The organism is Arthrobacter sp. YAF34, assembly GCF_052113245.1.
GTDB lineage: Bacteria > Actinomycetota > Actinomycetes > Actinomycetales > Micrococcaceae > Arthrobacter.
Genome location: NZ_JBFRCV010000011.1, coordinates 58446 through 74457 on the forward strand (window position 1 = coordinate 58446; position 16012 = coordinate 74457).

11 protein-coding genes, 1 pseudogene and 1 riboswitch are annotated in these 16012 nt (G+C 63.9%); of the genes and pseudogenes, 1 reads left to right on the top strand and 11 read right to left on the bottom strand.

Features of this window, described 5'->3' with window-relative positions; translation table 11 throughout:
- Positions 1–53: 53 nt before the first annotated feature.
- The 9 genes and pseudogenes from AB4Y72_RS14360 to AB4Y72_RS14400 all read right to left on the bottom strand — a co-directional run.
- A complete protein-coding gene (locus tag AB4Y72_RS14360) occupies positions 54–1004 on the bottom strand; it encodes an ATP-binding cassette domain-containing protein (RefSeq protein ID WP_441426833.1) in 951 nt (316 codons plus the stop codon).
- Positions 1001–2038 carry an ABC transporter ATP-binding protein gene (locus tag AB4Y72_RS14365; RefSeq protein WP_441426834.1) on the bottom strand — a complete coding sequence of 346 codons (1038 nt, stop codon included), beginning with the start codon at positions 2036–2038 and terminating at the stop codon, positions 1001–1003. The genes AB4Y72_RS14360 and AB4Y72_RS14365 overlap by 4 nt, the downstream gene beginning before the upstream one ends.
- Positions 2039–2041: 3 nt before the next feature.
- A complete protein-coding gene (locus AB4Y72_RS14370) occupies positions 2042–2980 on the bottom strand; it encodes an ABC transporter permease (RefSeq protein ID WP_441426835.1) in 939 nt (312 codons plus the stop codon).
- A gap of 13 nt (positions 2981–2993) precedes the next feature.
- A complete protein-coding gene (locus tag AB4Y72_RS14375; RefSeq protein WP_441426836.1) occupies positions 2994–3971 on the bottom strand; it encodes an ABC transporter permease in 978 nt (325 codons plus the stop codon).
- A gap of 131 nt (positions 3972–4102) precedes the next feature.
- On the bottom strand, positions 4103–5779 hold the full coding sequence (locus tag AB4Y72_RS14380) for an ABC transporter substrate-binding protein (protein ID WP_441426837.1): 1677 nt from the start codon (positions 5777–5779) through the stop codon (positions 4103–4105).
- Positions 5780–5832: 53 nt separating this feature from the next.
- Positions 5833–6873 (bottom strand): LacI family DNA-binding transcriptional regulator, encoded by a 1041-nt coding sequence (locus AB4Y72_RS14385; protein ID WP_441426838.1) that lies wholly within the window; start codon positions 6871–6873, stop codon positions 5833–5835.
- 330 nt (positions 6874–7203) lie between these two features.
- The gene (locus AB4Y72_RS14390) at positions 7204–7428 is read right to left on the bottom strand and encodes an isocitrate lyase/phosphoenolpyruvate mutase family protein (RefSeq protein ID WP_441426905.1); all 225 of its coding nucleotides are present in this window, start codon (positions 7426–7428) and stop codon (positions 7204–7206) included.
- Between the two features lie 18 nt (positions 7429–7446).
- The gene (locus AB4Y72_RS14395) at positions 7447–10569 is read right to left on the bottom strand and encodes a putative bifunctional diguanylate cyclase/phosphodiesterase (RefSeq protein WP_441426906.1); all 3123 of its coding nucleotides are present in this window, start codon (positions 10567–10569) and stop codon (positions 7447–7449) included.
- Positions 10570–10623: 54 nt separating this feature from the next.
- Positions 10624–11079: pseudogene (locus tag AB4Y72_RS14400) on the bottom strand (AraC family transcriptional regulator ligand-binding domain-containing protein); the annotation flags it as partial.
- A 100-nt stretch (positions 11080–11179) separates the two neighbouring features.
- A riboswitch (cyclic di-GMP riboswitch) is annotated at positions 11180–11254 on the bottom strand.
- Positions 11255–11573: 319 nt separating this feature from the next.
- On the opposite strand from AB4Y72_RS14400, the gene AB4Y72_RS14405 reads away from it, so the two are divergent.
- Positions 11574–12551 carry an MIP/aquaporin family protein gene (locus AB4Y72_RS14405; RefSeq protein ID WP_441426839.1) on the top strand — a complete coding sequence of 326 codons (978 nt, stop codon included), beginning with the start codon at positions 11574–11576 and terminating at the stop codon, positions 12549–12551.
- 48 nt (positions 12552–12599) lie between these two features.
- Here the strand turns inward: AB4Y72_RS14405 and AB4Y72_RS14410 are convergent, their stop codons facing one another.
- Together AB4Y72_RS14410 and selB are read right to left on the bottom strand one after the other, a co-directional pair.
- The gene (locus tag AB4Y72_RS14410) at positions 12600–13940 is read right to left on the bottom strand and encodes an alpha-amylase family glycosyl hydrolase (RefSeq protein ID WP_441426840.1); all 1341 of its coding nucleotides are present in this window, start codon (positions 13938–13940) and stop codon (positions 12600–12602) included.
- 269 nt (positions 13941–14209) lie between these two features.
- Entirely contained in the window at positions 14210–16009 is a 1800-nt protein-coding gene (selB, locus tag AB4Y72_RS14415) for a selenocysteine-specific translation elongation factor (RefSeq protein ID WP_441426841.1), read from the bottom strand.
- Between the last annotated feature and the right edge of the window lie 3 nt (positions 16010–16012).

The window sequence follows — 16012 nt, forward strand, 5'->3', positions numbered from 1 at the left end:
GTGCGGGACTGATTTCGCGGGGAAAGCGGCCTCTCGGGCGGCGGATTGGGCCGTCAGTGGGCGGATTCCGGTACTTTCAGCGCCCAATGGGATGCGCTGAGGGTGACACGTTCGCCGCTTCCCCGGAGAGCGTTCCGTCCCGTGGCGTCCCTCTTTGGCGGGCGGAGGGTCTGGGTCCTCCGGGCGTCGGGCACGGCGGAGAGCAACAACTGTGTGTACGGGTGATGGGGGGCGGCCATCAGCTCGATGCTCTCGCCACCCTCGACCAGATCCCCTGCGCACATCACCATGGTTGTGTCCGCGATGTAGCGTGCGGATGCGAGGTCGTGGGTGATGTAGAGCATGGACACCCCCCGTTCATCGCGAAGCTTGCGCATCAGGTTGAGAATGCCGATACGGACCGAGACGTCGAGCATCGAGGTGGGTTCGTCGGCCAGTATGATTTCCGGTTCGACGGCCAGGGCTCGGGCGATGGCGACGCGCTGCCGCTGTCCGCCGGACAGCTGATGGGGGTATCGGTCCAGCATCTGTTCGCCCAGGCCGACCGTTGCCATCAGTTCCCGCAGTTTGAGTCTGAGGGCCTGCGGGCTGTCGTTTTCTCCGTGAAGCTGCAGGGGGCGCGTCAGGAAGTGCGCGATGCGGTGTGCCGGGTTGAGGGATCCAAAGGGGTCCTGGAAGACCATTTGGACCTTGCTTCGGTATTTCATGGACGCCCGGCGACGTTCGGTGGCAAAGATGTCTTCTCCGTCGAGGATGAGCTGGCCGCCTGTGGGCTGTTCCAGGCGGGCGAGGATGCGGGCGATGGTGCTCTTTCCGCTGCCGGATTCCCCGACGAGTGCCACAATCTCGCCGCGGTTGATGTCGAAGGAGACGTCGTTTACGGCACGCACGGTCGAACGGAACGGAAAGCTTCCCAGGTGGTAGTCCTTGCTCAGGTTGCGGACCTGGACCAGGGGCTCCGTCGCCGTTTCCGGGCGGGATGAGGTGCTGTTTGCGGGGCTCATCGGGGTGACCTTTCGCGGGGGAGGACATATTCGGGTACGCGCAGGCAGGCTGCAGCGTGGTTTTCGGCTCCCGGAAGGAGCGGCGGCTCGATGGTGCGGCAGGCGTCGATTGCGAGCGGACACCGGGGGTGGAAGCGGCACCCGGTGGGTGGGTGGGCCATGTTTGGTGGTGCGTCCGGGATGCCTATCAACTCCGCTCTCGGGCCGGTCAGCGGAGGGAACGCTCCCATTAGGGCGTTTGTGTAGGGGTGGAGAGGGTTTTCCAGCATTTTCTTGGAGGGAGCCACCTCGACCAACTTTCCTGCATACATCACAGCCATGCGGTGGGAGAGCTCGACCATGAGCGAGATGTCGTGGGTGATGAACAGAATGGAAAAACCCAACTGCTGCTGGAGTTCTTTGATCTGGTGCATGATTTCCTGCTGAACGACCACGTCCAAGGCAGTGGTGGGTTCATCCATGATGAGGAGAGAGGGTTTGAGCGCCAGTGCTATCGCGATCACTGCCCGCTGGCGCATTCCGCCGGAGAGCTGGTGGGGGTAGGACTTGAGGCGGTCAGGGCTGATATCGACAAGTTTCAGAAGCTCCGCGGCGCGTTCACGGGCGGCCTGCTTGGACATCTTTTCGTGCGTGGTAAAAACATCGACGATCTGGTCTCCGATGGTCATGACGGGGTTCAGGGAGTTCATCGCGCTTTGGAAGACCATGGCGACGTCGCGCCACCGGGTACGTCGCAGTTCTTCCTCGCCCAGGTCCAGGAGATTCCTTCCAGCGAGCTCGATGGAACCGCCCGTGATTTTTGCCGGGTTCTGCAGGAGACGCATGATCGCGTTTGCGATCGTCGACTTGCCGCAGCCTGATTCACCGGCGAGGCCGAACACTTCTCCGGCGCCGATGTCGAAGCTGACACCATCCACGGCGGTGACGTTTCCGCTTTCCGCCGTGTATTGAACCTGAAGGTTCTTCACGCTCAGTACGGGGCCGAGGGCGGCACGGCCGATGTTTCCCCGGTCCTGTTCAGTCAGGGTTTCCATCTGTCAGCCTTTCTTTTCCACGCGCAGGCGAGGGTTGGTGATTTCATCAACGGCGTAGTTGATCATGGCCAAGGCGAATGCGACGACGGCGATGGCGACACCGGAGGGCAGGAGCACCCACCAGTCGCCGGTCATGAGGGCGCCGTCGTTGTTGGCCCAATAGAGGTTGGTTCCCCAGCTGACGGACCCGGTATCGCCGAGCCCCAGGAACTCCAGGCCGGCCTGGGCGCCGATGCCGTAAATAACGCAGCCGAGCAGGGTGCTCATGACGATGGAGGCCATGTTGGGCAGGATCTCCCGGAACATGATGCGCCACGCTTTCTCGCCCGTCACGACGGCCGAAGCGACGAAGTCCTTGCTGCGCAGGGACAGAGCTTGGGAGCGGAGCACCCGGGCGCTGCCTGCCCAGCCCGTGATGACCAGGACGATGACGACGGTGACGGGGCCCGGCGGGAGGAATGCGGCGAGAACCACCAGCAGCGGAAGCCCGGGGATGAGCAGGAACACGTTGGTCAGCAGCGAGAGTAGTTCGTCGATGGCTTTGCCGAAATACGCGGAGGCTATGCCGACGAGGCAGCCGATGAAGGTCGCCGCCAGGCCTACGGTGAATCCGACCGCCAGTGAGCTTCGCGATCCCCACAGGGTGAGCGCGAGCACGTCCTGGCCTTTGGAGGTGGTTCCGAGCAGGTGGTCCCCGGATGGTGCCAGGGATGCTTCGGAGCCGAAGTCGGAGGGGTTACCCGGTGCCAGGAGAGGCGCCAGCAGTGCCAGGAGGGCAAATATCACCAGGATGGCCAGTCCGAAAAGGGCTTTCTTATTCGTGAGGACGCCGTGGACGAACCCTCCATGAACCAGGCGCCCGCGGGCCGGAGGCTCGGGTATTTGAACGGTGGGGTTGCCGGCCGTGGTGATCGTGGTGGGTGTTGAGTCTGTAAGTGACATGGGGGACCTGTTTCTAGCTGACCCGGACCCTGGGGTCCAGGCGCACGTAAATGATGTCGACCAGGAAGTTAGCTGCCAGCACCGCTGCGGTGATGGTGAGGAAGATGCCTTGGGTCAGCGGGTAGTCCAGTGCCTGGACGGAGGTCAGGAGCTGGTAGCCGATGCCCGGGTACGCGAACACGGTTTCGGTGAGGAGAGCGCCGCCGACGACGAATCCAAGGGACATGCCGAACGACGTCACCGAGGGCAGCATGGCGTTGCGGGCCGCGTACTGAAACATGATCCGTGCCGGACGGAGTCCCTTGGCCCGTGCCATCGTGATGTAGTCCTCAGCGGTGGTGGCGATCATCGTGTTGCGCATCCCCAGCATCCAGCCGCCGATGGAGACCAGCACGATGGTCAGGGCCGGGAGGACGAGGTGAGTGGCTACGTCGCCGATGTAGTCGAAGGAGAACGAGGGGCTGAGTCCTGTGGAGAAGGCGTGGCTCAGAGGCAGCCAGCCCAGGGTTATCCCGAACAGATAGAGAGCGGCCATGGCCAGCCAAAAGTAGGGGAATGATCCGACGAAAATCAGCAGCGGAGGAAAGACGGAATCTAGGAACTTTCCGCGCCGCCATGCTGCGAGAATGCCGAGGAAATTGCCCAGAATGACGGCAATGACCAGGGCGGTACCGCCGAGCAGGAGGGTCCATCCGATCTGTGACGCGATCACTTCCGAAACGGGGGTGGGGAACCGGGAGAGCGAGATGCCCATGTCACCACGGAAGATGTTGCCGATGTAGGCGAGGTACTGCTCCCACAGGGGCCGGTCGTCCAGGCCGAAGAGCCGCCGGAGCGCATCCACCTGGTCCGGGCGCATCTGAGCCTGTACTTGGGAGAACATTCGGCTGACAGGGTCCCCGGGCATCATCCTCGGGAGGAAGAAATTCAAGGTGATGCAGGCCCAGAAGGCGATGACGTAGAACCCTAGACGGCGGAGGAGGAATACCATGATTCCGCTTCTTTCTTGATGATTGTTGCGACGCCCGGGGATCGGTCCGGGTCCGGCAGGTGGTAAGGGTGCGGGTGCTGTGCAGCTGCGTGGCTGTTCGGGGCGGATTGCCCCGAACAGCCACAAGATGGCTACTGCGCCGGCTTGAGTGAGGTCAGAATCAGCACTGTGGTGGCGGAGCGGGCCGAGAGAGTTGCATACGGGTTATCGTTGCTGGGCCAGCCCGTGAATCGCTGGTCGGTGTAGGCGCCCCACGCCGGGCCGGAAAACAGCGGGATCACCGGGGCCACGTCATTGAAGCGTGCCTCGAGGGAGTTGACTAGGGTCTTCTGCGCCGTCGGGTCTGCCGTTGCCGCCAGCTTGTCGAGCGTTGCGGTCGCTTCCGGGTCGCCAAAGCGGTGGTAGTTTTCGTTGGCCTTTTGGCCGACCGGAACAACAACCTTCTGTGACATTACGCCGCGGTAGAACTCGTACGGCGTCGCGCCGGCGTTGCTCCAGACGATGCCGCTGTCGAAGGATCCGTCAGTGTAGCCGGAGACGACCTGGGACCAGTCCGGGGAACTAACCTCGACCTTTACCCCGAGTTTTTCCATGTTCTTGGAGATGATCTGGCCGACGGAGAGCCAGTCCGAAGATGCGGAGCCGACAGAGAACTTGAACTGGAACGGTTTGCCGTCCTTGAGCGTGCGGATGCCGTCGGTTCCCTTTTTGTAGCCGGCGTCATCGAGCATCTGGTTGGCTTTATCGACATTCAGCTTGGTCCAGTCGCATTTGTCGACGATGCTCTGGTCGCGCCAGCTGGTGTAGGTGTCGCTGAGGCCGGTGCAGTCGGCCGGATGCGTGTAACCTGACATGCCCAGGCTGTCGACCTGGTCGCGGTCCACGGCCATGCTGAGTGCTTTGCGGACGACCGGATCGTTAAAGGGCGCCTTGGTGGTGTTCAGCTGCCAGTTGATCGTGCCACCGGTGGTGGGGTACCAGAAGTGGCGGTGGGCCGGATCCTTGTCGATGAAGGTTTTCTGGACGTTGGGGATGAACTGGTCGCTCCAGTCCACGTCACCGTTCTGCAGGGCGAGGTTGGCCCCGGAGTTGCCGGCGAAGGCCAGCATCCTGATGCCGGTGAGCTGCTGCTTTTCCGGCTGCCAGTAGTTGGGGTTCTTATCCAGTTCGAATGACTGTGTCTGGAAGTGGGAGACCTGTGTGTAGGGGCCCGTGCCTACCGGGTTGTCGTTGGTGGCCTTTGCCGGGTCTGCGATCTTGGACCAGACATGCTTAGGGGCGATGACCTGCTGGCCGACTTCGTAAAGTCCGGGAGAGTAGGCCTTGTTGAAGTCGAAGCGCACGGTGTGGGCATCTACAGCGGAGACTTTGGCCAGATAAGCGAATCCTCCCTGGATCTTTTTCTGGAGGTCAAAGGTGTACACGACGTCGTCGGCGGTCAGTGGCTGTCCGTCTGACCACTTAACGCCGTCACGGAGCGTGAAGGTCACGCCCTTGCCGTCTTTGTCTGCCTTCCACGACGCGCCGAGCCAAGGGACCGGTTCTCCCTTGACAGGGTTGACGATCAGCAGGGGTTCAAAGACCGACTGCTGCGTCATGGGCAGCGCGTTCGGGGAGAACGGGTTGAAGTTGCTGGTGAACGTTGCGGTGTCCTCCCGGGGGATTGTCAGGAGCCCGTTAGAGGCGCTCCCGCCGTTTGCTGTGCTTCCGGACGTGTTTCCGGCGCCGCAGCCGGTGAGAGCCAGGGCGCCGATCGCCAGTGTGGCCGCAACAACGGTCAGTGACCTTTTGGGGTTGATTTTGGGCATGATGAAGCTCGTTTCGTCAGTGAAAGGGTGATGGGGTTAGCGGGGAGTGAACGTCAGGATGCCGGGACTGGCAGGCGAACGGATGTACGCTCCACCAGAGGGCATTCGACAATGCGTTGGAGCGGGGCCAGATCGCGGTTTGCTGCCAGTTTGGCCAGCATCGCGACGCCGATTGCCCCCATTTGCTGGAACGGCAGTGCGACGGTCGTCAGGCTTGGCCGCAGGTAGTTGGCGATGATTTCCTGGTTGTCGAAGCCAACCACGGAGATATCGTCACCAATACGTAGCCCTCGTTCTTTGATGGCGTCGTAAGCGCCCATGGCCATGCGGTCAGTGGCGCAGAAGATCGCGGTTGGGGGCCGGGTGCCATCGAGGAGAAGAGCTGCTGCGCGGTAGCCCTGGTCTGCCTCGCCGTCCTCGTTGATGACCAAGCTCTCATCCAGGCCGATACCTGCCTGTTCAAGTGCTTGGACGTAACCGGCCCGGCGGCCAATGGCGGCCGGAATGACGGGATCAAGGTTGATAAACCCTATCCGGTCGTGTCCGGCCCGGATGAGCCTCATCGTGGCAACATAGCCACCCTGAGCCTCATCCGGAATGACGGAATGCAGTTTTGCTGCTTCGTCAAAGCAGTGCACCAGGACCGTCGGCACCTCCTCCGCAACTGCAGGCAACCGGACACCCCTATGCCAGCTTGTTGCATAGATCAGACCCTCGACACGGTGCTCGAGCATCGTCTCGATGGCCCGCCGGTCGGCGTCACCGCTGCCGTCGGTGCTGGCGATAAGAAGCGTCTTGCCCTGCTGCGCGGCCTGTTCCTCGGCGCCGCGGACAATGTTGGCGGCATAAGGCGCGGTCACGATTTCCGTGATCAGCCCGTAGAGCTTGGTGTGCTTGGATGCCAATGCACGGGCTCCCGCGTTCGGGCGGTAGCCCAGTTCCGTCACAGCCTGGTGGACGCGGTCACGGGTTTCTTCTGGAATTCCGTTTCCCGTTCCGCCATTCAGGACAAAGGAAACAGTCGTCCGAGAAACTCCGACATGGTTCGCGACATCCTGCATCGTCACTTTGGCCTGCCGAGGGTTCGTCTCCATTGACCGTCCGATGTTATGTGGGGATGAATATTGCATGAGAGTCTAGCCGGATCTACTGATGCGCGTTACTAACGCGCGTTAGTAGATGTGAGATAGAACATATCCCGTGTTGGGTTGGGGTGTCAAGCACCCTGCGGAGGGCTTGTCGGCGCCCCGTCGGATCTTCCGGGTGAACGAGAGAAAAGCGCACCAGATAGTCGACCGCGAGAGAAGGGGCGGGCCGGTATCCGCAACCCTTGGGGTCCGGCCATTCCTGGTTTATTGGGCTGAACGCGAATTTCAGCCGCCGTCCTCGCCTTCACGCGCGTAATATCGGCTACCAGCGGCCGGCTAGCGGGACGATATCCGGGGCTGGGCCCTGGGCCCTTTACGGTGCCTAGCGGGTGGAGCGATGGCCGAGGCCACCGGGGTGGTTTGTGCCAGTACGTTGACCGGCAGCCCAATGCCGGCGGTGACGGTCTGGATGTCCTCCGGATCTACAAGTCCGGGGACAAAGATCCCGTCCGCCCCGGCGTCGGCGTAGAGGGCGGTGGTGGGCCAGACGTGCGAACGGATTCCCCCAGCTCTCCGATCCTATTCGACCCCTTGGCCGGGAAGGCCGCGCACATCCCTGCCGTTTGGGCCGGTCCGTTCCCGCTCGCCAGCGAGTTCCCTAAAGCTTTTGACAATGGCGTGTCCCTCCCCGTGTCCCAGCCGGGTGACGTCCAGGACTCTTCGGGCCATTGTGATTCTTAGGGTCTCGCCGGAACTTCGTTTGCCTAATTGGATTGATTCGATTGAGTGCTGCACTACGTCGGTCACCCCCGCTGACGAGTCCTTCCCTTCCGGCACGAATATCAGCCGAGTGCCCGTGAGGACGACAAAACCGGCCTCGTCCTTGAGGTGTCCTTTCCCCACCGCTCGGACCACATCGTCTGGGCCCAAGAGGTCAACAATCCGCCGGACTGCCTTCATGCCGCTGAAGGCGAGCCCTTCCCTCGCGGCCGCGTCCGTGAGGCCGTGGTAGTACATGACGCCCTCCGGAAGATTTTCCTCGGCCTCGAGCAGCAGGTCGTTGAGCTCAGTTCCGCCGTCGTCAATTGTCCATACGACGTCGGTACGCCCGCCGGTGGTTGACATTGCGCCGGTCAACCGCGATGGCCGCCGCCGCCGGCGGATGGAGCGGGGCACGTGGATCCGTAGCTCTGCTCTTTCCGAGCTCTCCACTCGGTAGCCTGCCTTCTCAGCGGCGCCGTAAATTAGCTGGCGCGCTTCGTTGGCGTCTGACATGAGGGTCCAGAGAACGCTTCCGGCAACCGGGACAGCGGGTTGCTGAGTGGTCAGCGCTGGGCACGAACTTCCGAGTTGTACTTCGAAGTCTGGTGCGTCCATCGGTTTGCCGAGAAGGAACCCCTGAGCGCGGTCGCAGCCAATCTTCGTTAGTGCGGATAGCTGGTCTGATGTTTCGACTCCTTCTGCGACCACCAGCAGGCCGAGGCCGTGGGCCAGCCCGACGATCCCGGCGATAAATGCATCGGATCCGTCTTCACCGAGCCGCGTGGTGAAAGACCGGTCGATTTTGACCTCTGTGACCGGCAGCCTGTGTAACTGGGCGAGGGAGGAATAGCCCGTACCGAAATCGTCAATGGAAATTCCGACGCCAAGGTCACGAAGCTCGCGGAGGTTGCGATCATTCACGGGGGAGTCGGTCATGGCCTGGGACTCGGTGACTTCCAAGGTGAGAGCGGCGGCAGGTAATTTCGATCGGCTCAAGATCTCCCGGACCAGCGACGGGAAGGTCGCGTCGCTGAGCTGGACTGACGACACGTTGACAGCAATCTCCGTGGAGTGCCCCGCCGCCCGCCAGCCAGCGCCGGCAAGGCAGGCCACGGAGAGGACATGGGCGCCGACCTCTGCGATGAGGTTGCTGTCTTCCGCCAGGGGGATGAACTCTCCGGGCGCCAGCGGGCCAAGTTCGGGATGTTCCCAACGGACAAGTGCTTCGGCGCCGACTACGGACTTCGTTGCCATGTCGAATTGGGGTTGGAATTCGACGCGCAGTTCGCCGCGGGCGGCGGCTCCGCGCAGGTCAGACTCGAGCCGCAGGTAGTCCGTGCGCTGGTTTCGCGGCGGGGTGTGGCCCCGGGCCCGGGCTTTCGCCCGGTACATCTCGAAATCCGCTTTCGCTACGAGACGTCGGCCCGCTTCTGCATGCGAGCTCGCCTTATCGCCGGGGTTTACCCCGCCGACGGTGGATCCAATCGCAATGTCGACGAACACCTTCCTGCCGTCGATCTCGACAGGTTTGGCCAGGCTCGAACGGATCATGGCAGCCACATGGTCGACCCTAGAAGGGGCGTCGAGATCGGGCAGAAGGACGACAAACTCGTCACCGCTGTAGCGGGCGACAGTATCCCCATCGCGTACAGCCCCTTGCAGCTGGGCGGCGATGTGGCGGAGCACGCTGTCACCAGCGCCGTGGCCGAGACCGTCGTTGATTCTTTTGAACCGGTTGACGTCGCAGAAGAGGAGGCCGACCTGGTTTCCATCCCGGGCGGCCCGAGCCAGGCAGGCTTCCAGGCGGTCCTCCAGCAACGCCCTGTTGGGCAGGCCGGTGAGCGGATCATGCAGAGCCTGCCGGCGGGCATCTTCAAGGAGTCGGATTCTCTCCAGAGCCACAGCAGCCAAGGCGGCCAGACCGCTGAGACGATCGGTAAGGGCGCCGTTCAGGGTGGCCGGGTCTGCCCATGTCCAGTGCGCCAGTACGATACCGGCGAGCTGGCCCCCGGTTAGAATCGGCACAGCAGCCAGCGCTGAGATGTCGAACTCGTCAAGCATGCCACGGGCCCAGTCCGACCCGCCCCTGTCCACCAGCATCGGAGCGCGGCTGGCGAGCAGTTGGGTAAGCTCCGGGCTGTCTTGGGCGGCGACGATGTAGGAACCGAGTCGTTCTGCGGATTCACCGTGCCATCCGCTCATCCCTGCAATCCGGAGGCGTTCCCCTTCGGGATCCCAAAGGGCGATCGCGGACCGGTCGGCGCCCGAGAGGGTCGGTACAGCGTCGGCAATCGTGCTGGCCAGCGAGAGCACCGTGGAGTGCTGGGCCAGCGAACCGGAGACGTTGAGCAGCAGATGAGCCGTCTCTCCGTGTTCCCGGGCTTCGGCGACGACGCCCGCAATATCGAGGCTGACGGCGGCATGCTGTGCATAGGATGCCAGGGCCTCGGCGTCATAGGGGAAGAATTGCTGCCCGGTATGCGCCACGGCGGCCAGAACGCCGTAAAAACGTTTCGCGGACTCCACTGGAGCGCTGATCACGGGCAGTCCGTCCAAAATGGATGAGCCCGGCGAAAGGGCAGTTCCGTTCTCGTCCAGCCCCGCCGCTAGTACGTCCCCAAGGCCGCGGGTCCGAACATGGCGGCCCCCGCCTGGTGTGCGCACAGCCAGAAGGTGGCCAGGGGCGTGTACTGCGCTGTCGGTGCGGTCCAGGATCCGGTCTAGGATTTCTTCCAATGAGTCCATGCTCGCTAGGTCCGCCGCCGCGCCCTCCAAAGTGCGCAGCCTGTGCTCGGCCACTGAGCGGGGGTCGCTTAGCCTTTTATTCGGTGCGGGTTTGCGCAGCAGACCGCAAAAACGCTGAAGGGGCGGTACGGTCCACGTTACCTCGTAGCGGCACTCTGAGGCCCCCGTGACCTGGCATGCGTCGCCGTGGGCCACATGTGCGCGAGGAAGCCCGAAGAGGACGGGGACCTGGGCGAGGAAACTCATTTGGGCGTCGCAGTCGACCCTGTTGGGTTTGTAGGGAGGCAGGACTTTCCAGCTGAGTGAGGCTGATCCATCTTCGGCCCGGTGACACGCGAGCAGGGTCGCGGAATCAAAGCGCGTGGAGAACGGAGAGACGCCGCGGAACGCGGCTGCAGGCGAGCCTTGTTCCCGACCCAGCCGGCGCCACGGCTCCAAAGCGTCGTCTTGCAGCGACATGGCACCAAGGCGGAGCCCGATCCTTGGGTCCGCGAGCTCATCAGCGGCAGCATCGAAAAGCCGCAGCTTGTCCGGATAGGAAATCCTTCCATCCGCACTCAGAAGCTGGTCCCGCCGGTCGCTCAGCCCTGCCCGTAGCAGCACCCGGTCCACGCCGTCGGGGCCAGCGTCGTCCGTCACAACCCGCAGTAAAACGCGGGTGATCCCCGTCGACGTGCCGGGCACCGCTTTGTCAGTCCAGGCCATCAAATGCCCCGGTCACTAAGGCTGGGCTTCTGTGGCTGCGCCACGCAGGACTGGCCACATGGCAACTCGGGAGTCGGGAACATACCGGAGACCTTTGCTGTTCGGTAGCCCGGCTGACCTCGGGGGCCCCGTGGCTTTGCGTCCCCGGCTCGCACCGGGTTTGCCTTTATCGAGGAGCGGATGCTCAATTGAGCGACATCCTAACAAATCGATTTACGAACACCGACGACAGTTGGAGGTTGGCGCGAAACCGCTGTAACAGAGAACGAAGCGCGGCGCGCTAAGGGCCGTGGAGGAAGGGCCCTACCTGGGGCTGGGCCTCAGCTGGGACCTGTGGAGCCTTGACATATATGGAGGATAAGGGTGCAGGTGCCCGACCGTGCCCACGGCGGATAGATCTTGGACCGTTGCCTGCGGACACTATCGGCGTAGCATAAATGTACTGGGGTTGTCAATTTCGTTGGTAGATCAGATGGCTCGAGGAGGCACTCGCGATGAGCGATATCAGTCCACTTAGGAATGCGGTCCGGAACGGCAGTGGCCTTAAGCAGTTGGGCGGCACTTGGGGTGAACTTCTTGCAGAATTTCTTGGCACATTTGTGTTGATCTCTTTCGGCGATGGGGTTGTGGCCATGGCAGTGGCCGCTTTGCCGGGATCCGGCCGGGCCGCGACCTCCACGACGATCTTCGTGGCCGCCGGAGACTGGCTGTTGATTACCTGGGGATGGGCCCTGGCGGTGACGATGGCTATCTACGTTGCCGGTGGCGTCAGCGGAGCACACATCAATCCGGCAGTGACCCTGGCATTCGCGGTCCGGCGTAAATTTCCCTGGGGCAAAGTGGGACCGTATATCGTCGCGCAGGTTCTGGGCGCCTTCGCCGGGGCCGCGATGGTGTACCTGCTCTATCACGACGCGATCGATGCCTATAACAAGGCCGTCGGGACCGGGCGTGCGGATCCGAAGGGTCTTGCCAGCTACTCCATTTTCGCCACGTTCCCGGCACCCTACTTCAACGGCAGCCCCGTGGGACCGCTGGTCGACCAGATTGTCGGAACGGCTTTCCTCCTCATGTTCGTGGTGGCCATTATCGACATGCGCAACACCGCGGTCCAGGCGAACCTGGGTCCGTTCATGATCGGGCTGGCCGTTGCAGCCATCGGCATGTCGATCGGCGCGAACGCCGGCTACGCCATCAACCCGGCCCGTGACTTCGGGCCACGGCTGTTTGCATGGCTGGCCGGATGGGGGCAGACGGCGCTGCCGGGTACGGTGGACGGGGCCTTCAGCTGGTACTTCTGGGTGCCGATCGTGGGGCCCTTCATCGGCGGAGTGATCGGGGTGTTGATCTACGACTGGTTTATCGGCGACGTCCTGCATGCGCGCATCAGGCTTCAGGAACCCACGCTCCCGGGCCGGGCAGGCGGAGAGACGCCTCCGGCGACCGAAACGAAAAGGACGGCCGAAACATAGGCGACCAAGAACCCCAGAGACGGGCGACACTGCCCCGGTGTCTTTGCGTTAGCGGGGGCTTCCGAGGACTGCCCAACCGTGGCCGGAGAGAGTTAAGGTGTTCCGCTCGGGGTGCTTGTTGCCGCGCCCGGCCAGTACCGCGGCCGCCGACGAGCCCACGGGGAGCTCTGCACGTGCGGCCGAGAGGTTTAGCGCGACCGTGAGCGTGCCGCCGCTTCCGCTGGCTTCGTAGACAATGTGTTCGTTGCTGAGCGTCCGGACCGTGGTGCGGGCGCGGTGCAGCCAGGGGTGGCGGCGGCGGAGGCTGATCAGCTCCTGGTGCAAGTGGTAGACGGGCCACCCGGCCTGTGACAATTTGGAGGGAGTCGAGGGGAAGGCGGGCCGGATCGAGTCGTCTCCGCCGGCGCGGTCTTCCTTGATGCCGCGGAAGGCCTGTTCGTCGCCGTAGTAGAGGGATGGCGTTCCACCAATGGTGAGGAGGACGGTGAGGGCGAGCGGCAGGTGGTCTGGATTATTGAGCCGGCTTGCGAGGCGGGTGACGTCGTGGTTGCCGACGAAGGTTAGCGGCACGAAGGTGTTGAGGAATCCGTTGTGCCGTTCGAGCGCGGAGCTGAGCTCGTAGAAGTTGGAGTCGTTGAGCGAACTCCAAAGGGCCTTCCACAGCTCGTACTGCGTGACGGAATCCAGCGCGCTCTGGAGCACCTCTTCGGGGTAGTCGCCGTGAATGTACTCGCCGACGAAGTAAGCCTCCGGATACGTGCGCCGCACCTCGGCCAGGACAGGCTTCCAGAACGACGCCGGGACCGCGTACGCCGCGTCCAGCCGCCATCCGTCCGCCCCGCGGCCCAGCCAGTGCTTCATCACATCGGTTACGTAAACACCAACCTCAGGCGAGGCATGGTTCAGGGCCACGAGGTGACGGTGGCCTTCGAAATCGTCGTATCCGGGCTCGATCCCCGGTGCCCACCCGGATTCCGGCCATGCCAGGCGGAACCACGATGCGGCCGGGGACTGAGGCCCTTCGGCGAGGACGTGTTGGAACGCTTCGAAGCTGCGCCCTACGTGATTGAAGACACCGTCGAGCAAGACGTTCAGCCCACGGGCGTGGGCTTGCGTGATGAGCTCGTCGAAGTCCGCGTCATCGCCCAGACGGGGGTCGATGCGGTAGTAGTCGGTGGTGTCGTAGCCGTGCGTCTCTGAGGAGAAAACGGGACCCAGGGCAAGGCCCGAGGCCCCAAGTTCCACGACGTAATCAAGCCAGGGGATCAGCCGGGTTAATCGATGCTCCACTGGCTGCTTCAGCGCCTCAGATCCGGGCTCCGCCCCGAGGAAGCCAAGAGGGTACACCTGCCACCAGATAGCGTGCTGAACCCATGAGGGCTCCTTCATGGGGATCCGCCTTTCCGTCAGCGACCCAGCATACCCACAACGATGCCGCGCGGCCGGATCAACTGCCCGGCCCGCTGAAAGCCACGTACCTACCGCCATGGAAACCGCCGGCTGCTTGACGGCTCCCACGGAGCCCGGACCGGTGATTAGGGGGCCTGGGTACTGCGAGAACAGCGACTCATGGAAACGCCACAAGCCTCAATGTCACGGCTGCCCTCCCGATCAGCATGCGCCTTAACCAGCGCAATAGCGAATGGCCCCCGGCCCGGTCAACGCACCACCGTGCGGTGACCGGCATCGAGGCGCCGCGTCCAGCCGCGCGAGTCGAGATATTCCAGCAGGGGAACCGCGACCCGTCGTGTTGTCCCGAGTGCCTGGCGTGCCTGGCTGGTGGTGAAGGGCTGCTCCAGGCGGGCCAGCTCGCGCATGGCGAGGGCCGGCGCCGTAGGCAGCAGCACCACCCCGTCGCGCAACCGCAGCACGCGCCCGGCGCGCTCGGCCGCAGCCAACTCGCGGACGCCTAGGCCCAGCGCAGCCAACTCATCGGCTCCCGCGGCATGGAATGCGTCTGCGGCAAGCCGGCGCTCCAACTCCGCGACAGCGGACCCGACGGCGCCGAGGTTGGCATGGCTGCCGGGCAGCCGGACGTGGCCGCCTTCCTGTTCCAGCCCTGCATCGCGCACGACGGGGGCAAGAAGCTTCTCATCGGGCAGCTTGAGGAGATCCCGGGCCGCACCCTGGGAAAGGCCCGGTGCCAAAGGATCGCGCTCATGCAGCGCCTCGAGCGCCGTGCGCAGCCGATGCTGCCATGCCTCGAAGACGGGTGCATGCACCCACCACTCGCCGAAGACCAGGACACCGGAGGGCGCTTCCGCGTCATGCGTAGTCGTCAGCAGCCCGAGCCGGCGCAGGTGTTGTTCCTGTACCGCTCCGCGGCCTGCCACTTCGCCCAGCACGTCCCCGGAGGCATCCAGGCCTGCGAGCCGCTTCGCCCAGTGGGCGCCGTCGCCGCGCCGCCGCAAGGCAGGGGGCTCGGCGTCGAGCACCTGTGCGCCGCCCAGCACCGAGCGGCTCCCAGGGTCCCGCAACACCAGACGGTCCCCGAGAACGAGCGGCAGCCGCCTGTCGAGGACGAGCCGTGCGTGGTCTGCACCAAAGGGTCGCAGCCGGGCCGGCACGGCCGCAGTGCCGGCATGCACCATGAGCTGCTCCGGCACATCCGTGTAGGCCACGCCGGTGATGCGGTGGATGCCCAGCACGCCCGTGATGGGCCACGCCTCGGGGGTAAGCAGCGCGTCTCCACGGCGGATGTCGGCGGCGGAAACGTCACGGAGGTTCAGTGCCACCCGGTTGACGGGCCCCAGCGACGAGTACGACGTGTCGCGGCTCTGCAGGCCGCGGACGACGACGGGCCGCGAACCGTCGTGGCCGAGCAGCTGCAGCCGGTCACCCTGAACGAGCGTTCCTGCTGCCAGTGTTCCGGTCACCACGGTTCCGGAACCGGTGATGGTAAAGGAACGGTCCACCCACAATCGGAGCCGCCCCGTCGTGGTGGGGGAAGGGACTCGGGCCAGTACGTCGTCGAGCGTGGCACGCAACTCGGCGAGGCCGGTACCCTCGGTGGCCGACACAGCTACTGCGGGCGCGTCCTGCAGACCCGTCCCGGCCAGCTCCAGGCGTGTTCGCGAGAGCACGTCTGCGACCTGCTGCCCGGATGCGCGGTCCGCGCGGCTTAGCACCACCACGCCGCATTCAATTCCAAGCGCAGCGACGGCGTCCCGGTGATCACTTGACTGTGCCTGCCAACCCTCGTCCGCGGCTACGACGAAGCAGACGACCGGCGCTGGTCCGATTCCAGCAAGCATGTTTCCGAGGAAGCGTTCGTGGCCCGGTACGTCAACGAACGCTACATCCTGTCCGGACGGCAGGGTGGTCCAGGCATAGCCCAGGTCAATGGTCAGCCCGCGGCGCCGTTCCTCCTCCCAACGGTCCGGCTCCATGCCGGTGAGGGCGCGAACGAGGGTGCTTTTACCGGAATCGACGTGGCCGGCAGTCGCAACGACATGCACTGC